We start from the raw sequence: 22,131 nt of genomic DNA on the forward strand, positions 1-22,131 counted from the left end.
CTCCATGGCAGCGAGCCGCCGCCCGACATTGGCCGACGTCGCCCGAGAAGTGGGCGTCAGCGCCAAGACGGTCTCCCGCGTCCTCAACGAGGACGGACCCGTCTCGGCGCAGACGCGGACACAGGTACTCGCCGCGGTGGCCAAGCTGGGCTTCCAGCCGAACCTCATGGCGCGCAACATCCGCGTCGGCGGCCCGGACACCACCATCGGCCTGGTCATCCCCGACCTCGCCAACCCGTTCTTCGGAGCCGTGGCGCGCGGCATCGAGGACACGGTCCGAGAGCGCGGACTCACCCTGCTCATGGGCTCCTCCGCGGACGACCCCGACCGCGAACGCGCCCTGACGGACAAGTTCCTCGCCCGGCGCGTCAGCGTCCTGATCGTCGTGCCGTCCGTCGGCGCGGACCACTCCCACCTCAAGTCGCACCGCACGGCGGGGCTGCCCATCGTCTTCCTCGACCGACCAGGAGTCGGTCTGTCCACGGACAGCGTCGTCAGCACCAACCGCTCAGGCACCCACGACGGCGTCACCCACCTGATCGCCCACGGGCACCGCCGCATCGGATTCGTCGGCGACCTGCCCGTCAAGCTGTACACCCGCCGCGAACGCCTCGCCGGATACCGCGCGGCGCTGCAGGAAGCCGACATCCCCTACGACCGCTCGCTGGTCGCCAGCGCACACGACCAGCAGGGGGCTCAGGCCGCGACCTCCCAACTCCTCGAACTGGCCGATCCCCCCACGGCCCTGTTCGCCGGCAACAACATGATGGCGCTCGGCATCGTCGCCGAACTCGCCCGCAGCAAGCGCAAGAACGTAGCGGTCGTCGCCTTCGACGACGTGGCCCTCGCCGAGGCCCTTGAACCCGCCCTGACGGTCGTCGCCCAGGACCCCGAGGAAATCGGCCGCAGCGCCGCGGCCACCGCCCTGTCCCGCCTCGACGGCGACCGCTCCCGCGCTCGCACCATCACTGTTCCCACTCGGCTGATCGTCCGGGGGTCGGGAGAGCAAGCCGCGCCCGAGCCGTAGGCCGGAGCCTCAGGCGTCACCCCGCCGAATGCGCCACACGTTGTCCTCCCGGAAGCCCTCCACACCCTCCGGCGACACGTGCGCGCTGCGCACCGTCTCCAGCGTCTCCACGGTCCAGTCGGCTTCCGGCAGCGCGAGTTCGTCGAGGACGCCGCGCAGTGTCGGGAACTCCGCGTCGAAGGGTGGCTCGGTCTGCCAGGACGGCCAGCCGGCGTGCATGACGAGGAGCAGGGTGCCGCCCGCCGCGACGGCGTCGGCGGCCCGCCGCAGGATCCGCTGCTGGTCCAGCTCGACCGGCGACTGCAGGAACTGCGCGTTGACCAGGTCGAAGGGGCCCTCGGGGAACGTCTCGCCCAGCACATGACGCTCCCAGGCCGTACGGTCGCTCACACCGGCCTCGGCGGCATGCAGCGCGGCGCGCTCCAGCGCCGTGTGGGAGATGTCGACGCCGGTGACCCGCCAGCCGCGCGAGGCGAGCCACACCGCGTCGGCGCCCTCGCCGCAGCCGAGGTCGAGGGCCCTGCTCGGGGCGAGGTGGCCGGCCTCGCGCACGAGCAGGGAGTTGGGGCGGCCGCTCCACAGCTTGCCGCCGTCGCGGTAGCGGGCCTCCCAGAACTCGGCCGCCGTCAGGGAGTTGGTCTCGGTCATGTCGCCTCCGGAGTGCGCGGGTTCGATGGCGGGACTCGGGCCAGGGCCCGGTCCACGCCTACGAAGCCTGCGGGATGCTCCGATCGACGACAAAGAGACTTGCCGTTCCGGCAAAGCCACCGGGGGACGGGACCTGAGGAGTACGACTTTGGTGCCGGTCCGCCCGGGCCCGCGGCCCGATTCGCCGAGCCCTCGCCGCGCCTAGCGTCGAGCCATGCGTATAGGACTTCTTGGTACCGGCAATGTGGCACGCGCGCTGGCCCAGGGCTGGCGAGCCGCAGGGCACGATGTGCTGCTCGGCTCGCGCGAACCGAGGGAACGCACCGGCCTCGGTCTCCCGGTGGCGGGCCTGGACGAGACGGCGGCGCACGCGGAGGCACTGGTCAACGCAACCCCCGGGACCGTCTCGGTCGGGCTGCTGCACTCCATCGGGCAACCGGCGCTGGCCGGCAAGCTCCTGATCGACGTCGGGGTCGGCCTCTCCGACGACTACACCGAGCTCTCGCACCCCAACCGCAGCCTGGGCGAACAGATCCAGGAGGCCTTTCCCGCGACCTGTGTCGTCAAGACGCTGTGCACGATGGACTCGACGGTCATGATCGCCGCGGACAGCCTCGACGGCCCGAGCACCGTCTTCCTCTCCGGCGACGACGCCGAGGCCAAGCGGACCACCGGCCGCCTGCTCACCGACCTCGGCTGGCCCCCGTCGTCGCAGCTCGACATCGGGGGCATCACCACGGCCCGCGGGCAGGAGCACTTCGCGCTGCTCTTCATGGGCATCGCGGGCGGCCTGGGCGCCCACGCGTTCAACATCAACGTGGTCACCCGCGCGGCCGGGTAGCTCACCCCTCCGGCGCCTCCAGCCAGAAGCCCGCGCGGGTCCGCCACAGGTCGAGGAGGGCGGCGTCGCCCTTGATCTCGACGGCGGGCGCGGGTCGCCTGTAGAAGAACAGGAGCAGGTCGGTCACCGTGCCGCGGGCGGTCGCGGTGGCTTCGCCGGCCCCGGGGCGCCAGACGGGCCGCTCTCCGGTGAGGTCGACGAGCCATCGCCCGGCGCCGGCCGCGTCGAAGTGGAGCGTGCGGTCGGGGCCGAGCAGGTCGGGGAGGTCCGGCCGGGGCTCGAACGCCTCGGGGAAGGTGGAGTACTCCAGCCATTCCTCCACCGCGTCGACGGCGAGATCGTCCTCCAGCCCGAACCCGGCGCCGAACGCCAGGGCCGCGTCGGCCCGGTGCACGACGGTCTCGTACGTCATGCGCCGCGCCCAGAACACCACCGGCGCCGGCTTCTCCTCGGAGGGGTTCCACGCCTGGGCGTCGGGCCCGGCGGCGCGGAGGGTTGCGCTGAGCCGAGCCGCGCCCTCGGTGAGCCACGGGATCAGGACGGACGCGTCCTCGTCGGTGTACGCGGTGAGATCGTTGACCAGGCCGTCGGGGACGGGACCGGTGGACCGGGTCCGGACGATCTCCTCCGCCCAGCGGTGGTCGCCGCCCACGTGCCGCAGCAGTTGCCCCAGGTTCCAGCCGGGGCAGGTGCGCACCGGGGCGGTCAGGTCCGCGCCGCGCACATGGGTGGTGAGCCGTTCGGTCTGGGAGACGATCTCGTCGCAGTAGCGGTCGAAGGTCAGCGAGGTCATCGCCTCATGATGCCGCAGGGCCACAGGGGCCTTGTCGGTGGTCTCGGATACTGTGTGCCGCCTGAGCAAGATCCGTAAGCGGTATTGGGTGGGGAGATCACGGTGTTGGTGGGGGCGGGACATGTGCGGCGTCGGCTGGCCCAGGCGGCGTTGCTGGCCGGGGTGCTGACGGCCTGTTCGGGGACGGCGGAGGACGATCCGAAGGCGACCTCGAGCGCATCGGCATCGGCCGAGCCGGCCGGTGCCGACGATCCGGCGGTGAAGAGCGGGGGCACCATCGGCGCGGCCGGATCGGCGTGCGAACTGCCCGTCACCTTCGACATCGCCGAGGGCTGGAAGGCGGAGGCCGTCGACGGCGAGGACGGCTCCGGGGAAGCCGACAGCGAACTGGCCCAGGAGATCGCCGGCGCCCTTCTGCACCAGGGCCCGGTCACGGCCACCTGCGAGATCGACGCCAAGCCGGCCGGGAACATCGGCTTCCTGCGCATCTGGAAGGGCAAGGCGGGTGACGGCGACGCGCGTGCCGTGCTGGAGGCCTTCGTGAAGGCGGAGAAGGGGGTGAGCAAGGCGAAGTACAGCGCGTTCGAGACGGGCGGCCTCACCGGTGCCGAGGTGAAGTACCTCGTCACCAGCGAGCTCCTGGACGAGACGAAGGAGGAGTCCGCGCTGGCCGTCGCCACGAAGCGGGGGCCGGTCGTCATCCACCTCGGCGGGATGGACACCGACGAGCACCGGGCGATGCTGCCGGCGTACGAGCTCGCCAAGCGGACACTGCGGGCCGGCTGAAGCATGCTGCGGTTCGGACGTTTCGAGGAGTTCCAGCACTGCCCTGCTACGGGCGGTCGGTGAGGAAGCGGTCCAGTGCCGTCGTCAGTTCGGCGGGCTTCTCCACCGGCAGTTCATGGCCGGCGTCCAGCACGCGGACCACCGCGTCCGGGTAGGCCTTGGCCATGCGCAGCATCTGGGAGAGGGGGAGCTGGATGTCGTGGTAGCCGTGCACCATCAGGGTCGGGACCTGTATCTGTCCGACCTGGTCCAGGATGTCGAAGGCGCGCATGGCGCCGTAGAGCGTCATGACGACTTCCCGGGGGGTCTGGGCGGAGGCGCGGATGTACTCGCGGATCTCCTCGCGCGGGTAGCCGGGGGCGAAGGCGCGCTGGATGTTGGCGGCGACGAACAGCTTGAAGGGGGCGAGTGTCGAGGCGGCCATCAGCAGGGCGCGGCCGCGGCTGTAGGCCATCTTCCCGATCGAGTTCACCAGCACCATGCGCTCGACCCGCTCCGGGTGGGCGAGCGCGATGGTCTGGGCGATCATGCCGCCCATGGAGTGGCCGATGATCACGAACCGCTCGATCTTGAGGTGATCGAGGAGAGCGAGGACGTCCTCGGCGAGGTCACCGACCCTGCGCGCGCCCGCTCCGGTGCTCTCGCCGTGCCCGCGCAGGTCGAGCCGGACCACGCGCCGCCGCTCGGCGAAGTGCGCCATCTGGTGGTCCCAGCGGTGCCGGTCCGCCGTCCAGCCGTGGACGAACACCAGGGGCACGGCCTCGCCGTCGCGGGGGCCCTCGTCGTCGTACGTCAGTGTCGCGCCGTCGACTTCGAGCTGCGGCATGGTCGCCTCCTGGCGTGCGCTGCGGTTACTGATCGGTAGGGTATCCGGCCCGGTGGGCGGTAGTCACCGGCGTTCGCCCAGGAAATCGAGGATGTGGCCGTACACGTCGAGGGCCGCTCCCCGGCCGAGGAACGTGTCGAGGTGGCCGTAGCCGGGGATCTCGATGTACGTCACGTCGAGCTGTGGCTCGCGGTGGGCGAGGACGTCGTGGCAGAGCTGCTGGGAGTCGAGCCACAGGCCGTTCTCGCTGCCCGCGAGGAGCAGGACGGGGGTGTCGATGCGGGCGGCCGCGTCCAGGGCGTTCTGCGGGAGGGCGCGGTAGCGGTGGTCGGTGTCGTGCCAGCGGACGACGGTGCGGGCGAGTTCGATGCGGCGCAGGTGCGGCAGGATCCACAGGGGCGCGGGGCCGAGGAGGTCGGCGAGCCGACCGTGGGTGGTGTCGGTCAGGTGCTCGTGGACGAACAGGGAGGCGCCGGTCCCCCAGGCCGAGTTGTGCAGGATCTGGCAAGTCGGGTCCGGGCAGGTGGCCTTGCGGGAGGCCAGCGCGAACAGCGGGGTGTACTTCGACCACAGGCCGACCTGGCGGAAGTCGACGGGGATGTGGTCGATACGGGACTTCAGCAGTTCCCCGGCCAGCGTCATGCGCAGGGAGGTGCGGCCCGCGAGCTTCGGGGTGAGGAAGACGCCCTGGGAGACGACGCCCGCGAGGCCGGGCACCAGGCCCGCCGTCATGCTCAGGGACAGGGTGAGCGAGCCGATGCAGTGGGCGACCGCGAACAGGGGGCGGTCGCCGATGCGGGTGCGGATGTGGGCGACGGCCTCGGGGATGTCGTACAGGGCGACGTCGTCGTAGGTGTAGCGGCGGCCCGTCTCGTTGTAGGGCAGCCGGCGACTGCCCCGCCAGTCGAGCAGCCAGGGCTCGTAGCCCTCGTCCAGGAGGACGTCGACGAGGTTGCGGGTCTCGGGCAGCAGGAACATGTCGGCCGAGGCGGTGTGCCCGTGCAGGAGCAGCACGGCGGGGCGGCCCCGGTCACCGGGGTCGATGCGGGTCAGGCCGAGGCGTAGGCCGTCGCTCGTGCGGAACGGGATCTCCTCGACCTTCGCCGGGTCGAGGCGGTGGCTCAGGGGGCGCAGGGCCGTGGTGGTCCTGACCCTGCGCAGGGCGGGCCGGGTGGTGGTCCTGGGGTTCGGTGTGCGGAAGATCATCGGTGGTGCTCCGTGGAGGTCTGGGTGCGGCGCAGGTCGAGCAGGTCCGCGGCGGCCCGGGCGAAGGGGCCGAGCAGGCCGCGGCCCATCTCCAGGCCGAACCAGGCGAGCCAGGTGAGCTTGGCGGCGCGCTTCTCCTGGCTGGTCAGACGCGGGTCGACCTTGATGCCGTCGATCTGGTCGCGTACGTAGGAATCCGCGGGCACGACGACTTCGCCGGCGAGGCTCGCCGGTTCGCCTTCGCGGCCGAGTTCCACGGTGAGGGCCCGGGTCTGGCGCCAGACGTCGCGGCGGGCGCGGGCGTACTTGTGGCCCTCCAGCCACCAGCGGCCACCGTCGGTGTCCGTCAACTCAAGTCGGTAACGCAGGAGTTGGTGGCGCAGGCCGTGCCGCTGCGGGATGCCCTCCTCGGGGCGGATCCAGATGTCGCCGCGCTCCACGGTCAGCGGCTCGGCGTGCAGGGCCGGGCAGGTGATCTCGCCCCGGACGTCGACGCGGCGGTCCGTCACCAGTTGGTGCATGCTCGCGATGGAGAGGGTGAGGGACATGGAGCACGGGGTGTCGGGGCTGCCCCCGACGGGGCCGACGCCGCCCCGGGTGGTCTCGGTGAACCACAGGTAGGGCTGGTCGTCCTTGTGCGGGAGGCGGGCCAGGCCGTCGTGGGCCAGGGCCTCGAACGTCTTGACCTGGGCGCGGGCGTCGTAACGGGCGGCGGGCGGCAGGCCCAGGGCCTCGACGAGTGCGGTGGTGCGGTCGGCGGTGGCGGCCGGGCCCTTGAGGGTCGCCTCGCACAGCTTCAGTGCCGTGGGGCTCTGCAACACGCGGGTGAGGAAGGCCAGTTCGGGGACCGGCTCGGCCTCCAGACGGGCGAGGGCGTCGGTGCGCCACTCGTCCCAGTCCTGTACGCGCACGTGCATGCCGCCGAACGCCATGTCCCGGACGACGTCGTCGAGGGTGTTGGGCACGCCGGTGAGGTTGTAGTCGAAGCCCCAGGCGTCGGGCTCGCAGACGACGGCGACGGCGACGCGGCTGACCCAGTCGACCGGGGCGGCGTTGAGGTAGCGGAAGGCGGGGACGGTGCGGAAGCGGCCGAAGGCCGAGATGAGGCCGCTGCTGAGGTCCTGCGGGTTGTAGGCGCCGGTCTTGGTGTGGCCGCCGATGCCGCCCGGCCGCAGGGCGGTCACCACCAGGCCGTGGTCCCGGGCGCGCCGCAGGGCGACTTCCGCGGCCCACTTGGTCTGGTCGTAGCCGGCGACGAGCCGGTCGATGTGCGCGAGGGGGTCGTCCTCTCCCATGGAGGGGATGCCGACCTCGTTGAAGACGGCGATGGAGGAGATGTGGTGCAGCGGCTTGGGGCGGCCGGTCGCGGCGAGTTCGGCGAGGGTGAGGGCGCCGAGGACGTTGCTGGTGCGCAGGGACTGGTAGCCGCGCAGGAAGTCCACGGCCGCCGCGACCGAGACGACGCTGTCCAGTTCGTGGGCGAGGGTGTGCCAGAGGTCGTCGGACAGGCCCAGGCGCGGATCGCGGATGTCGCCGGGGAGCACGGTGATCCGGCGGCGGACCTCCGACGACCAGGGCAGGCCATAGCTCCCCAGCGCCTCGCCGAGCCGGGCCGTGGCCGCCTCCTCGTCGGCGGCGCGGACCAGGCAGTGCACGTGGGCGTCGCTGTGCCGCAGCAGGTCCAGGAGCATATGGCTGCCGAGGAAGCCGGTGGCGCCGGTCAGCAGGACGCGGCGGGGCGGGAGGGGTTCGGGCGAGGCGGTGAAGGGGAGGCGGTCGGCGAGGGCCAGGTCGGCGAGGATCTGGGTGAGGTCCTCGGGGCGGGCTGTGGAGTCCGGCGGGGTGGTGAGGGGTGGGGCGGCGGCCATGGGCATCGCCGACTCGACCGGCTCCGGCACGGCGATCACGGCTCCCGTGCTCCCCAGCCCGCGCTTGGCCAAGGCGATGGGCCGGGCGTCGGCGAACACCTCGTCCAGGTCGACCGACACGCCCAGCTCGCCCTCCAGCGCCGAGACCAGTTCGACGGCGTTCACGGAGGTGCCTCCTGCGTCGAAGAAGTCGGCGTCGGGCGACAGCTGTCCTGCGGGGACGTAGCGGCCCGCCACGACCGCGATGGCGGTGGCGAGTTCATCAAGGTCACGCGGGAGGACACCACCCGGAGCGTCGACTTCGGGCCGCTCGGGCGGCTTCGTCGCCCCCTTGACCCTGGCCAGCAGGTCGGTCACGGTCAGCCCGACACCGCCCCGCTCTATCGCCTCCGCGGTCGCCCGCTGGTCGGCGGCCGCCGACGCGTTGTCGTTCACCTCACGCATGAGAGCCCTTCACGGTGTTGTCCTGCCCTTTCATCGCCGCCATCCGCTTCTGCTCACGTCCCGTACCGTCATCGCCGCCGCCAGGAGCGGAACGTCCTCAGGTACTCCGGTGTGGCGACGGCCTCCAGTCGGTCGTCGTCCGGGTCGCCGCCGCCCAGTGCCGCCAGCAGACGGCGGGCCGGGGTGTTGCGCGCGGTGCGTTCCGCCGACAGGCGGACCTTGGCGCAGCGCAGTTCCTCGGCGCGCTCGGCCAGCCACCGCAGGAGCCGTTCCTCGACGCCTCGGCCGAGCGCCCGGCAGCTCATCAGCCAGGCCAGGACGTCGAGTTGGTCGCCCTCGGGGCGCACGGCGAGCAGGCCGATCTGGCCGTAGTCGCCGAAGCGGTCACGGGCCGACGCCGTCCAGACCTCGCCGTGCTCGCGCCACCGGGCGACGTCGCCGCCGTCGGCCGAGCGGGCTCGGAGGGTGAACTGGTTGGTGCGGCGCACGAGTTGCTCGGCCCGCCGCACATCGGCGTCGGACAGCGCCCGGACCTCGACCTCCAGCTCGAGCTGTTCCAGGAACTCCTCGAATCCGGCCTGTTCCCGTACGGCGTCCCGCTCCCGCTCCTGTGCGTAGAACCGCGCCCGCAGCGCGTCCTCGGCGGTCGCCGCGGCGGGGACCAGCGGCCACAACCGGCCCAGGAACTGGGGCAGTTCGGCCGTCGGCGGGCAGGTCACCGACAGCACCTGCGGCAGCGCGGCGCGCATCTTGGCGATCTCGGCCGGGTTGTCGTCGAGGAAGAGGAAGCTGTCCAGGCCGAGGTCGAGGGTGCGCGCCGCGTCGGCGAGGCGGGTCGGCTTGGGGCCCCAGGCGGCGGAGAGCACGCTGAAGTGGTCCGCCTTCAGGGGGCTGTCCGGGCGGTCGAGTACGGCGCGGACGGTGTCCTCGTCGTTGTTGCTGACCAGCACCAGCAGCGCACCCGCCGAGCGCCACTGGAGCAGCCGGCGCGCCAGCAGGGCTCGCGGGCCGGTCAGGTCCACGGCCTCGGGGCCGATCTCGCCGGCCACGCCGCCCCACAGGGTCTCGTCGCCGTCGACCGCGATCACCTTGGGCGCCGGGCGGCGTACGGCCCGGACGGCTTCGGCGAGGCGGAGGGCGACGGCCGCCTGGAAGGGCGGGGTGAACGGCAGGTGGGCCGCGCGTTCGGTGCGCTCGTCGAAGACGGAGTCGACGGGATGGTGGCGCATCCAGTCGTCGGGGCCGAGGACGGCGATGCCGGGCACCTCGGCCAGTTCGGCGGCGATCTCCTGCTCCCATCGCTCGAGGCGGTCCTCGACCTGTGCGGTGGGCAGGAAGCCGACGATCAGCGGCTTGCGGGTGCGTTCGGCCACCTCGCGCAGGGCGGCCGGGTAGGCGGTGCGCAGTTCGGCGAGCAGCGTGTCGTCGATCGGGCCGAAGCGTTGCAGGTCCGTCGCCCGCAGCAGGACGACGCCCACGGCCGTGGCCGGGTCGGCGAACACGCCGGACGGGTCGCGCAGGCTCGCCGTCACATGGTGGTACGGGGCTTCCGCGACGGTCGTCACGCCGCCGTCCGGCGCCGACTCGTTGACGGCCGTCTCGCACATCAGCGGCAGGTTGCCGAGGGCGAAGGTGGCGGCGAGAGCAAGCTTGCGGGGCGACTCGGCGTGCGGCGCAACCGTACTCACCCGCCCCGACGGGTCCTCGGCCGTCTCCGCCAGCAGCCCCAGCAACTCCTCCCCCAGCTCGGCCACCGTCGCCGCGTCCAGGATGTCGAGGTTGTGGTCGAGGCGGATCCGGCCCGCGTCCGGGGTCATGGTGATCATCAGGTCGAGGTCGGAGTAACCGGTCCCGGCCGGCAGCACCTCCAGGCCGGTCAGCCCGCGTGCGGCGCGTACGTAGTTGAAGTACACCTCCACCAGCGGCGCGTTCGCCCGGTACAGCCCCTGTTCGGCCAGCGCGGGCAGCACGTCGGAGAACATGGCGCCCTTGGTCAGCACCCGCTCCAGGCGCCCGTCGGTGCGGCGCAGCACCTCCTCGATCCGCTCCCCCGCGTTCGCCTCGGCGGGGAAGGGCACCGGCACGCCGAAGAAGCCCACCGCGTCGTAGGCGTCGGCGTGGATGCGGGTGTCCACGGGCACGGCGAGGACGAAACGTTCCCGCCGGCGCTTCCTGGCCAGCAGGACGGTCAGGGTGCCCAGGCAGAAGGCGGCGGGCGTCACGGCCAGGCGGCTCGCGGCGGCCGAGATCCGGTCCGTCAACCCGTCGGGGATCGGCACGGTGACGCTGCCGGCGCGGTACGAGCGGGTCTGCGGGCGCGGCCGGCTCAGGGCGAGGTCCAGGCGCGCGCTGCCCCGGAATGCCTCGCGCCAGTCGCTCGCGTCGGTGCTCCCGTCGGCGTGCTCACCGGTCCGCTGGGCCTCGATCAGCAGATGGACGTCGCGGTTGGTGACGGTGTCGCCGAGCGCCGCACCGGACAGCTCGGCGTCGATCTCGCCCGCCACCAGCAGCAGCGACTGCAGATCGCTGACGGCGTGGTGGGCGCCGTACACCAGGAACTGGCCGCGCTCACCGCCGTCCAACAGCTCGAATCGCCACAGGGGCGCGGCGGCGAGGTCGAAGGGTGGCTCCAGGAGCTCGCGCAGTTGGTCGGCGGGGTCGAGGGGGGTGCCGTCCGGCACGACGGTCCACCGCAGCAGGGGCTCCGGCGGTTCGCGGTGCACGTTCAGCAGGCGTCCGCCTTCGGCGGCGGTGACGACGGCGGTGCGCAGGGCCGCGTGCCGTGCGGTGAGGCGGGCGAGGATGCCGGTGAGCGCCTCGCGGGTGGTCGGTGTGATCAGGCGTACCGCCAGGCCGACGGCGTGGGCAGCGTCCGGCATGCCCGGCTGGGCGCTGCGCAGCAGCCGTACGACGTCGCGGGTCGCGGCGTGCGATTCGGTCGCCGGAACCTCTGCCGCCCGCTCGGGTTCGTCCACCGTCCGCTCGGGTTCGTCGACCGGCGCTGTCTCCCGCTCGGGCAGTGCCGTGCCGAGGGCCTGGGCGAGGCCGCGGATGTCGGCGGCCGAGAAGACGGTGGCGGCGGGCAGTTCGACGCCGAGTTCGCGGGCGAAGGTGTTGCGCAGGCGCACCAGCATCAGGGAGTCGAGGCCGAGTTCCTTCAGGGCCGTGGTCGCGGACACCTGGACCGCGCCGCCGGAGACCTCGCCGATCCTGGCGCGTACGTAGGCCTCGAGGCGTGCGGTCCGCTCGGTGTCGGTCGTCGCCGCGAACACCGTCTTCACCAGGTCGTCCGTGCCGGGTGTGCCGGTGAGGACGGTGACCAGGTCGGCCAGGATCGGGCGGGTGCGGGCGGCGCCGGGGTCGAGGGCCAGCATCTCCCAGTCCAGGGCCAGTGGGGCGAGCTGGCGGCGGCCCGTGCTCAGCACGCGTTCGAACAGCTCGCCGCCGTCCTGCGCGGAGAAGGCGACCAGGCCCGAGCGGGCGGTCTCGGCCTCGCGGGTGCCGGACTCGGACACCATGCCGACACCGGACCAGCCGCCCCAGTCCAGGCTCAGCGCCCGCCGGTCGCTGCGGGCGAGGTGGTGGGCCCAGGCGTCGAGGAAGGCGTTGGCCGCCGAGTACGGGCTCTGTCCGGCCGAGCCGAGCAGACCGGCAGCCGACGCGAACAGCACGAAGTCCGCCGCGTCCGGGGTGAGTTCGGTGAGCAGGGCGGTGCCGAGGACCTTAGGGGCGAGGACGCGCAGGACGCGCTCGTCGGTCAGGTTGGCGATCGTGGCGTCGTCCAGGACGCCTGCCGCGTGCACGACGCCGGTGATCGGGCCGAGTGCGTGGCGTACGGCGTCCAGGGCGGCCGTCAGCCCTGCGCGGTCGGCGACGTCCGCGCGTGCCAGGTGCACGGTCACGCCCCGCTCTTCGAGCGTCCGGATCCAGCCGAGGGCGTCCCGGGTGGGCACGCCGCGGCTCATCAGCGCCAGCCGTCGGGCGCCCCGTCCGGCGAGCCGCTCGGCGACGACCCGCCCGAGGCCGCCGAGGCCACCGGTGATCAGGTACACGCCGTCCGGGGTGATCGTGCCCTGGCCGCCGTCGTCGGGGCGGGTGCGGGCCAGGCGGGGTACCAGTCGTCCGGTCCCGCGCAGCACCACGAGCCGTTCGTCGTCGGCGTGCCGCAACTGGGTCCACAGGGCGTCGGCGCCGTCCGTCGGCGGCAGGTCGACGAGGGTGGTCCGCAGCTCGGGGTGCTCCTGCGCCACCGCGAGCCCGAAGCCCCAGGCGAGCGCCTGCTGGGGGTGTGTCACCTGTGTGCTGTCACCGGCGGCCTGGCTGCCCCGTGCGACGACGAAGAGGCGGGGCGTCCGGCCGCCCCGCGAACGATCCGCGAGCGAGCGCACCAGGTGCAGCGTGCTCAGGCAGCACAGCCGGGCCGCCTCACTCGCCGTACCGGCGTCCTCGATAGCGGGGGCGTCCAGGGCGGACAACTGGACGATCCGCTCGGGTGGTTCGTGCGCGAAGGCCTCGTCGAGGAGGCGCGCCAGGTGCTGCGGGTCGGCCGGGTCCAGGACGTAACTGCCCGAGCCTTCGGCGGCGAACGACTGCCCCCTTCGGGCGATCACATACGGCACCTCGCTTCCGAGCCGCTCCGCGAGTTCGGCCGCCATGCCCGTCTCGTCGGCCAGGATGAGCCAGCTTCCGCGCACGGGCGGTTCGCCGGCGATCGGGCGCGACTGCCAGCGGGTCTCGAAGAGCGCCCCGTCCAAGGGCGAGAGCGCGGCCAGCTCGACCTCCTCCGCCTCCAGGAGCAGTTGGTCGTTCTCGTCGTACAGGCGAAGGTCCAGTGTCGCTGTGTCCCCGGACACGGACCGGAGCTCGCAGGTCACCCACACGGGAGTGGTGTGCAGCCCGGTGTGACGGAGGCGTCCGACTCCGGCGGGCACGAACGCCCGTCCCTGGGGTGCATCGGCGGGCAGCGCGGCCGTGTGGAAGGCGGCGTCGAGGACGGCCGGGTGGAGCAGATGGCCGGCGGCGGGCTGGTTGGCGAGCCGGGCGAGGGCGGCGGAGTGGGTGCGGTGGCCGGACTCCAGGCCTCGGAAGGCGGGGCCGTACTCGATGCCGAGGGTGGCGAGAGCGCCGTAGACGCCGGGCAGGTCGACCTGCTCGGTGCACCGTTCGCGGAGGGCGGCGAGCGGATCGGCGGCGGTTTCGGCGCTGGTGACGGCGATGCGTCCGGCGACGTGGCGCTCCCAGCCTGCGCGCTGTCCGCCGCCGGTGGCCGCCGAGGCGATGGTGAAGTCCCGGAAGCCGTCGGCGGCGGGGCGCAGGACGAGTTGCAGCCGGGTCGGCCGGGACTCGTCGAGACGCAGCGGCTGGAGGAACCGCACCTCGTCGAGCCTTACGTCACCTCCGTCCCGCACGACGGACGCCGCCTCCAGCGCCATGCCGAGGAAGGCGGCACCGGGCAGCCACACTTCTCCGGTCACGCGGTGGTCGGTGAGATAGGCGAAGCGGCCGTCGCGCAGGTCCACCTCGCTCTGGAAGATGTGCCGGTCGGCCTCGTCGCTGGCCTCGACGTGCGTGCCCAGCAGCGGTGAGGCGCCGGTCGCGGTGGCCGGGGCGGGGGCGAGCCAGTGGCGTTCGCGGCCGAAGGCGTAGGTGGGCAGGTCGACGCGGCGGCCCGCCGGGAACAGGGCCCGCCAGTCGGGGGTGTGGCCGGCCGTGTACAGCTCCCCCAGCCTGCCGAGCAGTGCGTCCCGCCCGCCGTGCTGGCGGCGCAGCGAGCCGACGCTCACCGCGTCGGTTCCGGCCTCGGCCGCCACCGCCTCGATGGCGGAGCCCAGCGAGGGGTGCGGGCTCAGCTCGACGAAGTAGCGGTAGCCGTCGTCCAGCATGCGGCGGATGGTGTGGGCGAACCGGACGGGCTCGCTGAGGTTGGCGTACCAGTACTCGGGGTTCAGGCGGTCGCCCGCGACGGGTTCCGCCAGCACCGTCGAGTACAGAGCGGTGTGGTTGCGGCTGCCCCGGAGGCCGGCGAAGCGGTCGAGGAGGTCGTCGCGCAACGGTGCCATCAGCGGGGTGTGCGAGGCGAACGGCGTCGACAGCGACCGGGCCTCGATGCCCTGTTCGTCGAGGCACCGGCGCAGGTCGGCCAGCGCGTCGGCGGCGCCCGAAACGGCGGTGGAGTGCGGGCTGTTGACGGCCGCGACGAAGAGGCGGCCGGCGTACGGGGCGAGCAGTTGCTCGACCCGGGGGCGCGGCAGGTTCAGGGACAGCATGCCGCCCTTGCCCGCGACGGGTACGACCGCCTGGGCCCGCCCGGTCACCACGGCCACGGCGTCGTCCAGGGTGAGGGCGCCCGCACTGTACGCGGCGGCGATCTCGCCGAGGCTGTGCCCGGTCACGGCGTCCGGGGCGACGCCCAGCGAGCGCCAGGCGGCCGTCAGTGCCGCGTTCACCGCGAACAGCGTCGGCTGCAGGTACTCGGTCCGCTCCAGCGGGGAGAACTCCTCGGGAGCCCGCAGGGCGTTGAGCACCGACCAGCCGGCGTGCCGCCGCACCGCCTCGTCGATCCGCGTCAGCTCCTCGCGGAAGGGCTCCGACTCCCGCATCAGGTCGAGGCCCATGCCGGGCCACTGACCGCCATGCCCGGCGTAGACGAAGGCGATCTTGCCGGTCTGTTCCTCCCGGAGCGCGGGGAGCGGGATCTGCCCGGATGCCAACTCGCCCAGCACGGACCGCAGTTCGTCCCGGTCCTCGGCCACGATCGCCGTGCGCCGCTCGAAGTGGCTGCGGTGGCGGGCCAGGGTGTGGGCGAGGTCCGGCAGCGCGGCAGAGTCGTCGGCGAGGTGGTGCGCCAGGGCGGCGGCCTGCCCGCGCAGGCCGGCCTCGCTGCGGCCGGAGAGGACGAACAGCCGCTTGCCGGCGGGCGGCTCGTCGACGGGATCTGGCGCCAGGGACTGGGACTGGGGCGCCTCCTCCACGATCACATGTGCGTTGGTGCCGCTGATCCCGAAGGCGCTGACGCCCGCGCGCCGCACCCGTTCGGGGTCCCGTGGCCAGGCGTGCGCCTCGCTCAGCACGCGCAGGCCGCTGTCCGTCCAGTCGACGTGGCGGCTGGGCGGGTCGGCGTGCAGGGTGCGTGGCAGGGTCTCGTGGCGCAGGGACTGCACGACCTTGATCAGGCCGACCACGCCCGAAGCCGCCTGGGTGTGCCCCACGTTGGACTTCAGCGAGCCCAGGTACAGCGGGCGCCCCTCGGCGCGTGAGTCGCCGAAGACCTCCGCGAGGGCGTTCGCCTCGATCGGGTCGCCCAGGGTCGTGCCGGTGCCGTGTGCCTCGACGTGGTCGATGTCCTCGGCCCGCAGCCCGGACCGGTCCAGGGCGCGGCGGATCACCTGCTCCTGCGCGGGTCCATTGGGCGCGGACAGGCCCTGGCTGCGGCCGTCCTGGTTGACGGCGGTGCCGCGCAGCACGGCCAGGATCCGGTCGCCGTCACGCCGGGCGTCGCCGAGGCGCTTCAGTACGACCATCCCGGCGCCCTCGGCCCAGATGGCGCCGTCGGCGGCGTCGGAGAAAGAGCGGCAGCGGCCGGTCGGGGACAAGCCCCGCAGCCGGCTGAACTCGACGAAGGTCTGCGGCGTGACCATCAGCGTGACGCCGCCGGCCAGCGCCAGATCGCACTCGCCCGCGCGCAGCGCCTGCGCCGCCAGATGCACCGCCACGAGCGACGAGGAGCACGCGGTGTCCACGGTCAGCGCGGGCCCGTTCAGCCCCAGGGTGTAGGCGAGGCGTCCGGAGGCCACGCTCAGGGCGGAGCCCGTGCCGACGTAGCCGTCGAGCTGGTCGAGGCGGGTGCCGGACAGGTAGGCGCTGCCGAACATCCCGACGTAGACGCCGGTGGTGCTGCCCGCCAGTTCGGCCGGCACGATGCCCGCGCGCTCCAGCGACTCCCAGGCCGTCTCCAGCAGCAGCCGCTGCTGCGGGTCCATGGCGGCCGCCTCCTTCGGGGTGATGCCGAAGAAGCCCGCGTCGAAGGACTCGATGTCGTCGAGGAAGCCGCCCTCGCGGGCGTACGACTTGCCGGGCACGTCCGGGTCGGGGTCGTACAGCGACTCGACGTCCCACCGTCCCGCCGGGAACGGTCCGACGGCGTCCCGTCCCTCCGCGACCAGGCGCCACAGGCCCTCGGGGTCGCTGACTCCGCCGGGCAGCCGGCAGGCCATGGCGACGAGGGCCACCGGCTCGTCGGAGGCGGGCCCGGGTGCGGGTGCGGCCTGTCGGCTCGGGCGTGCCGTGGTCGCCAGGGCGCCGGTCAGCAGGTGTTCGCTCAGGCGGGTCGGCGTGGGGTGGTCGAAGAGCAGGGTGGCGGGGAGCTTGGTGCCGATGCGGGCGCTGATGCGGTTGCGCAGGTCGACCGCCGTCACCGAGTCCATGCCGAGGTCGCGCAGCGGCTGGTCGGGACGGACGGACTCCGCCGAGCGCAGGCCGAGCGCATGGGCGGCTTCCTCGCGGACCAGGGCGAGCACGCGTGCGGCGCGTTCGGGCTCCGGCAGCCGGGCCAGTCGGTCGGCCAGGGTGCGGCTGCCGGGCTGGGCGGGGCGGGTGGTGGGGAGCAGGGAGCGCCACAGTGCGTCGGTGGGCGCGGCGGCCCTGAGCCGGGGCAGGTCCAGGGCCCAGGCGACCAGGTGGGGGGAGTCGCGGCGCAGGGCGAGTTCGGCCAGGTCGCGGCCCTGGTCCGGGGTGAGGGCACGATGGCCGAGCCGGGCCATCCTCTCCAGGTCGGCGTGCTCGGCGGCAAGCCCCTCCCCCGCCCAGGCGCCGAAGGAGACCGACACGCCGGGCAGGCCCAGGGCACGGCGGTGCTGGGCGAGTTGGTCGAGAAAGGCGTTGGCGGCGGCGTAGTTGGCCTGGCCCGCGTTGCCGACGACGCCGGCGGCGGAGGAGACCAGCAGGAAGAGGTCGAGCGGGTGATCGGCGGTGAGCCGGTGCAGGTGCGCGGCGCCGTCGACCTTGGGGCGCAGCACCTGTGCCAGGCGCTCGGGGCTCAGCTCGGCGACCACGCCGTCGGCCAGGACTCCGGCGCAGTGCACGACGCCGCGCAGGTACCCGATACGGCCCAGTACGTCCGCCACGGCCGCCGCGTCGGCGACGTCGCACGCGGCGATCTCGACCTCGGTGCCGAGGGCGGTGAGTTCGGCGGTGACGTCGGCCGCGCGCGGGTCGTCGGCGCCCGTTCGGGACGTCAGCAGCAGGTGGGGGACGCCGTTCTCGGCGAGCATGCGGGCTATGTGGCGGCCCACCGCGCCCAGACCGCCGGTGATCAGCACCGTCCCGTCGGTGGGGATGTGCACGGCTCCCTCGGCGGACGCGGGGCGGGCCCGCACCAGGCGCGGAGCGAGCAACTCGCCGCCGCGCAGGGCGAGTTCGGGCTCATCCGTGACGGAGAGCGGGGGCGCTTCATCGACGTCGATGTCGAGCAAGGTCAGCCCGAGGTCGGGATGTTCGGCACGGGCGCTGCGGGCCAGCCCCCACAGCACCGACTGCGCCAGCCCGGAAACGGTGTCCCCGTCGGCCGCCGCGACGGCTCCACGAGTCACCCAGACCGTGCGGGCGGGCGCCTCCTCCGGCGGGAGCGCGATCAGGGCCTGCAATTCGGCGAGCGCCGTGGCCGCCAGCTCGTGGGCTGCGGCGGCCGGTTCGGTGTCCGCTGTCGTCCCGGGCCAGAACCGTACGACGGTGTCGGCGTCCTCCTCCTCACCTGCGACGCCCGTCCACGCCACCTCGTACAGATGCCGACCGTTCTCGGAACCGCTGTTCAGGTCGGCCGGATCGGCGGCCCGCAGACGCACGCCCTCCAGGCGGCCCGCCGGGAAGCCGTCGGTGTCCCACAGGGCCACGTCCAGGGTGAGGTCCGTGCCGGAGCCGCCGGTCCGGCGCACCGCCGCGGTAAGCTCCGTCGCCCCGCCGGGCGGCAGGACGCAGCGGGCCACCGCGACCGGCAGCAGCACACGCCGGTCGGAGGCGTCGAGGGCGGCGGCCAGTTGGAGGGCGGCGTCCAGGAGTGCCGGGTGCACCGGGTAGGGGTCGGCCGTGTCGCGGGCCACGGGCGGCAGGGAGAGGCGGGCCAGCACGGTCCCGTCGCCGGTCGCGGTGGCCTGGCGTACGCCCTGGAAGGCGGGGCCGTAGCCGAGGCCGAGCCGGGTCAGGTGCGCGTAGGTGTCCTCGTGCCAGGCCGGTTCGGACGTCTCGGGCCAGGCCGGGGGCTCGGCGGCGGGCGGGGCGGTCGGGTCGGCGGCGGACGCGGTGGCGTGCAGGGTCCAGTCCGTCGGCTCCTGGCCGCGGGGGCGGCTGTGGACGGTGATCTCCGGTACCGGCCCGGCGGTGATCACCTCGACGGACACCTCGACGGTGCCGGTGCCGGGCAGGGTGAGAGGGGTCAGGAGGAGCAGGTCGGTGACGTCGGCGGGGGTGTCGGGGCGGGCCGCGGTGAGGGCGGCGCGGCACAGTTCCATCAGGGTGGTGCCCGAGAGCACGGTCCGGCCGAAGACGGTGTGGTCGGGCAGCCAGTCGGCGGTGGCCGGGGACCACTCGCTGCGGAAGGTCCAGCGGGTCTCGTCCGCCGACTGGAGCTGGATGCCGAGCAACGGGTGCGCGGCGCGGTCGAAGAAGCCGGGGACGGTCGCCGCGGTGGCGGGCTCGGTCCAGTGGCGCTGTTCGTCCCAGGCGTACGTCGGCAGGTCGGCCGGGGTCGTCTGCGGGACCAGGCGGCGCCAGTCGATCCGCCGTCCGTGGACGTGGAGTTCGGCGGCGGCGCGGGCCAGGCAGGCGGGGCCGTCCTCGTCGCGGCGCAGGGAGCCGACGGCGACCAGGTCCTCGTCGATGGTGCGCAGGGCGGTGAGCAGCGACGGGTGCGGGGCGAGTTCGACGAAGTGGCGGTGGCCGTCGGCGACCATGCGCTCGACGGTGGGCGCGAAGCGGACGGGTTCGCGCAGGTTGGCGTACCAGTGGTCGGCGTCGAGTTCGGCGGTGACCGGTTCGCCCGTGACCGTGGAGTACCAGGCGACGGACGTGGGGTAGCTGGTGACTCCGTCGAGTTCGTCGAGGATCGTGGTGCGGATCCGCTCGACCCGGTCGGTGTGGGAGGCGTAGTCGACGTCGAGGCGGCGGGCGAAGATCCGCTGCCGGTCGAGTTCGGCGAGCAGGGCTTCCACGGCGTCCACGGCACCGGCGATCACGGTCGAGCGGCCGCTGTTGACGGCGGCGACGCCGATCTCGCCGCCGTGGTCGGCGAGCCGGGCCTCGACCTCGGGGTGCGGCAGGGCGACGACGGCCATCGTGCCGGTGCCGGACAGTTCGGTCAGGACCTGGCTGCGCAGGGCGACCACGGCCGCGGCGTCGTTGAGGCTGAGCGCCCCGGCGACGCAGGCCGCGGCGACCTCGCCCTGGCTGTGTCCGACGACCGCGTCCGGCCGCACTCCGCGCGCCCGCCACACGGCGGCCAGCGACACCATCACGGCGAAGAGGACCGGCTGGACGACGTCGACCCGGTCCAGGCTCGGGGCGCCCGCGTCGCCGCGCAGGACGGATGTGACCGACCAGTCGGTGAACGGGCGCAGGGCGGCGTCGCAGCGGTCGAGTTCGTCGGCGAACACCGGGTCGCGGTCTAGCAGATCGCGGGCCATGCCGGTCCACTGGGATCCCTGGCCGGGGAAGACGAACGCCACCTTGCCCGCGGGGAGGGTCTGTTGGGGGCCGACGGTCAGGTCGGTGTCGGGGCGGTCCTCGGTGAGTGCGCGCAGGGCGGTGAGCAGTTCCGCGTGGTCGGCGGCCTGGACGACGGCGCGGTGCTCGAAGTGGGTGCGGTGGTGGGCCAGGGTGGCGGCGACGGCGGGGAGCGGCAACTCGGGCTGCTGCTCGATGGTTTGGCGGAGGCGGTCGGCCTGGCCCCGGAGTGCGGGGAGGGTGCGGGCCGAGAGCGGGAACAGGGTGGGGGTGCCGGGGAGGTCGCCGGGCGGCTGGGACGGGTCCTCGGGCGCTTCCTCCAGCACCACATGGGCGTTGGTGCCGCTGATCCCGAAGGCGCTCACGCCCGCGCGCCGCACCCGCTCGGGGTCCCGTGGCCAGGCGTGCGCCTCGCTCACGACGCGCAGGCCGCTGTGCGCCCAGTCGATGTGCTCGGTGGGCGTCTCGGCGTGCAGGGAGGCCGGTATGCGTTCGTGGCCGAGGGCCAGCACGGTCTTGATGACGCCGGCGATGCCCGCGGCGGCCTGGGTGTGGCCGATGTTGGACTTGAGGGAGCCGACGCCGAGGGGGCGGCCGGCCGGGCGGTCGGGGCCGAACACGGAGGCCAGGGCGCGGCCCTCGATGGGGTCGCCGAGCCGGGTGCCGGTGCCATGCGCCTCGATGTGGTCCAGGTCATGCGGCTGGAGCCCGGCGGCGTCGAGGGCGGCGCGCAGTACGCGTTCCTGGGCGGGGCCGTTGGGGGCGCTCAGGCCCTGGCTGCGGCCGTCCTGGTTGATCGCCGAGCCCTTGACGACCGCGAGGATCCGGTCGCCGTCGCGGCGTGCGTCGGCGAGCCGCTTCAGCAGCACCACGCCGCAGCCCTCGGCCCACACCACGCCGTCGGCATCGGCCGAGAAGGGGCTGCACCGCCCGGACGGCGACAGCCCGCGCAGCCTGCTGAACTCGACGTGCCCACGCGGCGTCACCATCAGCGTCGCACCGCCCGCCAGCGCCAGGTCGCACTCCCCGCCCGCCAGGGCCCGCGCCGCCAGATGCAGTGCGACCAGGGAGGACGAGCATGCGGTGTCGACGGTGACCGCCGGGCCCTGCAGGCCGAGGGTGTAGGCGATGCGGCCGGAGGCCACGCTGGCCGCCGAGCCGGTGCCGACGTGCCCGTCGAGCTGGTCCAGGGCGGCGGAGGCGAGGTATCCGCTGTCGTAGAGGCCGATGTAGACGCCCGTGGAGCTGCCGTTCAGCGTCTCGGGGACGATACCGGCGCGTTCGATCGCCTCCCAGCTCGTCCGCAGCAGCAGCCGCTGCTGGGGGTCCATGGCGGCGGCCTCGCGCGGCGAGATCCCGAAGAAGGCGGCGTCGAAGCGGTCGATGCCACAGAGGTAGCCGCCGTGCAGGGAGTACGCCTTGCCGGTGGCCTCCGGGTCGGGGTCGTGCAGCCCCTGGGTGTCCCAACGGCCCGCCGGTGCCTCGGTGATGGCGTCCTCGCCCTGCGCCAGCAGCCGCCACAGCGCCTCGGGGTGCTCGGCGCCGCCGGGGAACCGGCAGGCCATGGAGATGATCGCGATGTCGTCACCGGCCGGCACGGCGGTGTCGTCCGGCGCGGGGATCTCCACCGGGGTCCGCGCGGGCGCGTCGGTCAGGACCGCCTCCGTGAGCGCCGTGATGGTGGGGTGGTTGAAGACGAGGGACGGGTCCAGGGTCCGGCCGGTCAAGGTGGACAGCTCGGCGGCCAGGGTCACCAACTGCCGTGATCCCAGGCCGAATTCGGCGATCGGCCGGTCGGGGTCGACGGCGAGCGGATCGAGCCCGGCCGTCTCGGCGACGGCCGACTCCAGCCAGACCCGCACGCCCTGCTCAGTGCTGAGGGACGGCTCGGGGGACTGCTTCGGGGACTCGTGCGCAGGCATCTGGAGAGGTGTCCTCGTGGATTCGGGCAGCGGGCGGGGCGGCCGTACGACGCACCGG

At 73.7% G+C, this 22,131-nt stretch carries 9 protein-coding genes; 3 read left to right on the forward strand and 6 right to left on the reverse strand.

From position 1 onward, the window contains the following. Positions 1–4 precede the first annotated feature (4 nt). Complete coding sequence (locus ACP4J3_RS23015) at positions 5–1,027, forward strand: LacI family DNA-binding transcriptional regulator (RefSeq protein WP_426537343.1); 1,023 nt, start codon at positions 5–7, stop codon at positions 1,025–1,027. 9 nt (positions 1,028–1,036) lie between these two features. On the opposite strand, the gene ACP4J3_RS23020 is transcribed toward ACP4J3_RS23015, so the two are convergent. Continuing rightward, positions 1,037–1,675 carry a class I SAM-dependent methyltransferase gene (locus tag ACP4J3_RS23020; RefSeq protein WP_426537345.1) on the reverse strand — a complete coding sequence of 213 codons (639 nt, stop codon included), beginning with the start codon at positions 1,673–1,675 and terminating at the stop codon, positions 1,037–1,039. A gap of 214 nt (positions 1,676–1,889) precedes the next feature. Between ACP4J3_RS23020 and ACP4J3_RS23025 the strand changes: the two genes are divergently transcribed. After that, positions 1,890–2,516, forward strand: coding sequence for an NADPH-dependent F420 reductase (locus ACP4J3_RS23025; protein ID WP_426537347.1), 627 nt, complete (start codon positions 1,890–1,892; stop codon positions 2,514–2,516). A 1-nt stretch (position 2,517) separates the two neighbouring features. Here ACP4J3_RS23025 and ACP4J3_RS23030 read toward each other — a convergent pair whose 3' ends face one another. Further along, the gene (locus ACP4J3_RS23030) at positions 2,518–3,309 is read right to left on the reverse strand and encodes a maleylpyruvate isomerase family mycothiol-dependent enzyme (protein WP_426537349.1); all 792 of its coding nucleotides are present in this window, start codon (positions 3,307–3,309) and stop codon (positions 2,518–2,520) included. A gap of 102 nt (positions 3,310–3,411) precedes the next feature. Here ACP4J3_RS23030 and ACP4J3_RS23035 point away from each other — a divergent pair, with 102 nt between their 5' ends. Next, positions 3,412–4,095 carry a lipoprotein gene (locus tag ACP4J3_RS23035; RefSeq protein ID WP_426537351.1) on the forward strand — a complete coding sequence of 228 codons (684 nt, stop codon included), beginning with the start codon at positions 3,412–3,414 and terminating at the stop codon, positions 4,093–4,095. A gap of 46 nt (positions 4,096–4,141) precedes the next feature. Here the strand turns inward: ACP4J3_RS23035 and ACP4J3_RS23040 are convergent, their stop codons facing one another. From ACP4J3_RS23040 to ACP4J3_RS23055, 4 genes are all read right to left on the reverse strand, one after another. Further along, positions 4,142–4,921 carry an alpha/beta fold hydrolase gene (locus tag ACP4J3_RS23040; protein ID WP_426537353.1) on the reverse strand — a complete coding sequence of 260 codons (780 nt, stop codon included), beginning with the start codon at positions 4,919–4,921 and terminating at the stop codon, positions 4,142–4,144. Between the two features lie 63 nt (positions 4,922–4,984). Continuing rightward, the gene (locus ACP4J3_RS23045; RefSeq protein WP_426537355.1) at positions 4,985–6,127 is read right to left on the reverse strand and encodes an alpha/beta hydrolase; all 1,143 of its coding nucleotides are present in this window, start codon (positions 6,125–6,127) and stop codon (positions 4,985–4,987) included. Continuing rightward, entirely contained in the window at positions 6,124–8,439 is a 2,316-nt protein-coding gene (locus tag ACP4J3_RS23050) for a thioester reductase domain-containing protein (protein ID WP_426537357.1), read from the reverse strand. Before ACP4J3_RS23050 ends, ACP4J3_RS23045 begins: the two co-directional genes overlap by 4 nt. 68 nt (positions 8,440–8,507) lie before the next feature. Beyond that, a complete protein-coding gene (locus tag ACP4J3_RS23055; protein ID WP_426537359.1) occupies positions 8,508–22,073 on the reverse strand; it encodes an SDR family NAD(P)-dependent oxidoreductase in 13,566 nt (4,521 codons plus the stop codon). Between the last annotated feature and the right edge of the window lie 58 nt (positions 22,074–22,131).

The sequence above is a fragment of the Streptomyces sp. UG1 genome (assembly GCF_049974585.1).
Lineage (GTDB): Bacteria > Actinomycetota > Actinomycetes > Streptomycetales > Streptomycetaceae > Streptomyces.

Bases quoted from the DNA above. Each gene is read 5' to 3' on its own strand.
- ACP4J3_RS23040 (WP_426537353.1), bottom strand. From the start codon at position 4,921: ATGCCGCAGCTCGAAGTCGACGGCGCGACACTGACGTACGACGACGAG.
- ACP4J3_RS23050 (WP_426537357.1), bottom strand. From the start codon at position 8,439: ATGCGTGAGGTGAACGACAACGCGTCGGCGGCCGCCGACCAGCGGGCG.
- ACP4J3_RS23055 (WP_426537359.1), bottom strand. From the start codon at position 22,073: ATGCCTGCGCACGAGTCCCCGAAGCAGTCCCCCGAGCCGTCCCTCAGC.
- ACP4J3_RS23030 (WP_426537349.1), bottom strand. From the start codon at position 3,309: ATGACCTCGCTGACCTTCGACCGCTACTGCGACGAGATCGTCTCCCAG.
- ACP4J3_RS23015 (WP_426537343.1), top strand. From the start codon at position 5: ATGGCAGCGAGCCGCCGCCCGACATTGGCCGACGTCGCCCGAGAAGTG.
- ACP4J3_RS23045 (WP_426537355.1), bottom strand. From the start codon at position 6,127: ATGATCTTCCGCACACCGAACCCCAGGACCACCACCCGGCCCGCCCTG.
- ACP4J3_RS23020 (WP_426537345.1), bottom strand. From the start codon at position 1,675: ATGACCGAGACCAACTCCCTGACGGCGGCCGAGTTCTGGGAGGCCCGC.
- ACP4J3_RS23025 (WP_426537347.1), top strand. From the start codon at position 1,890: ATGCGTATAGGACTTCTTGGTACCGGCAATGTGGCACGCGCGCTGGCC.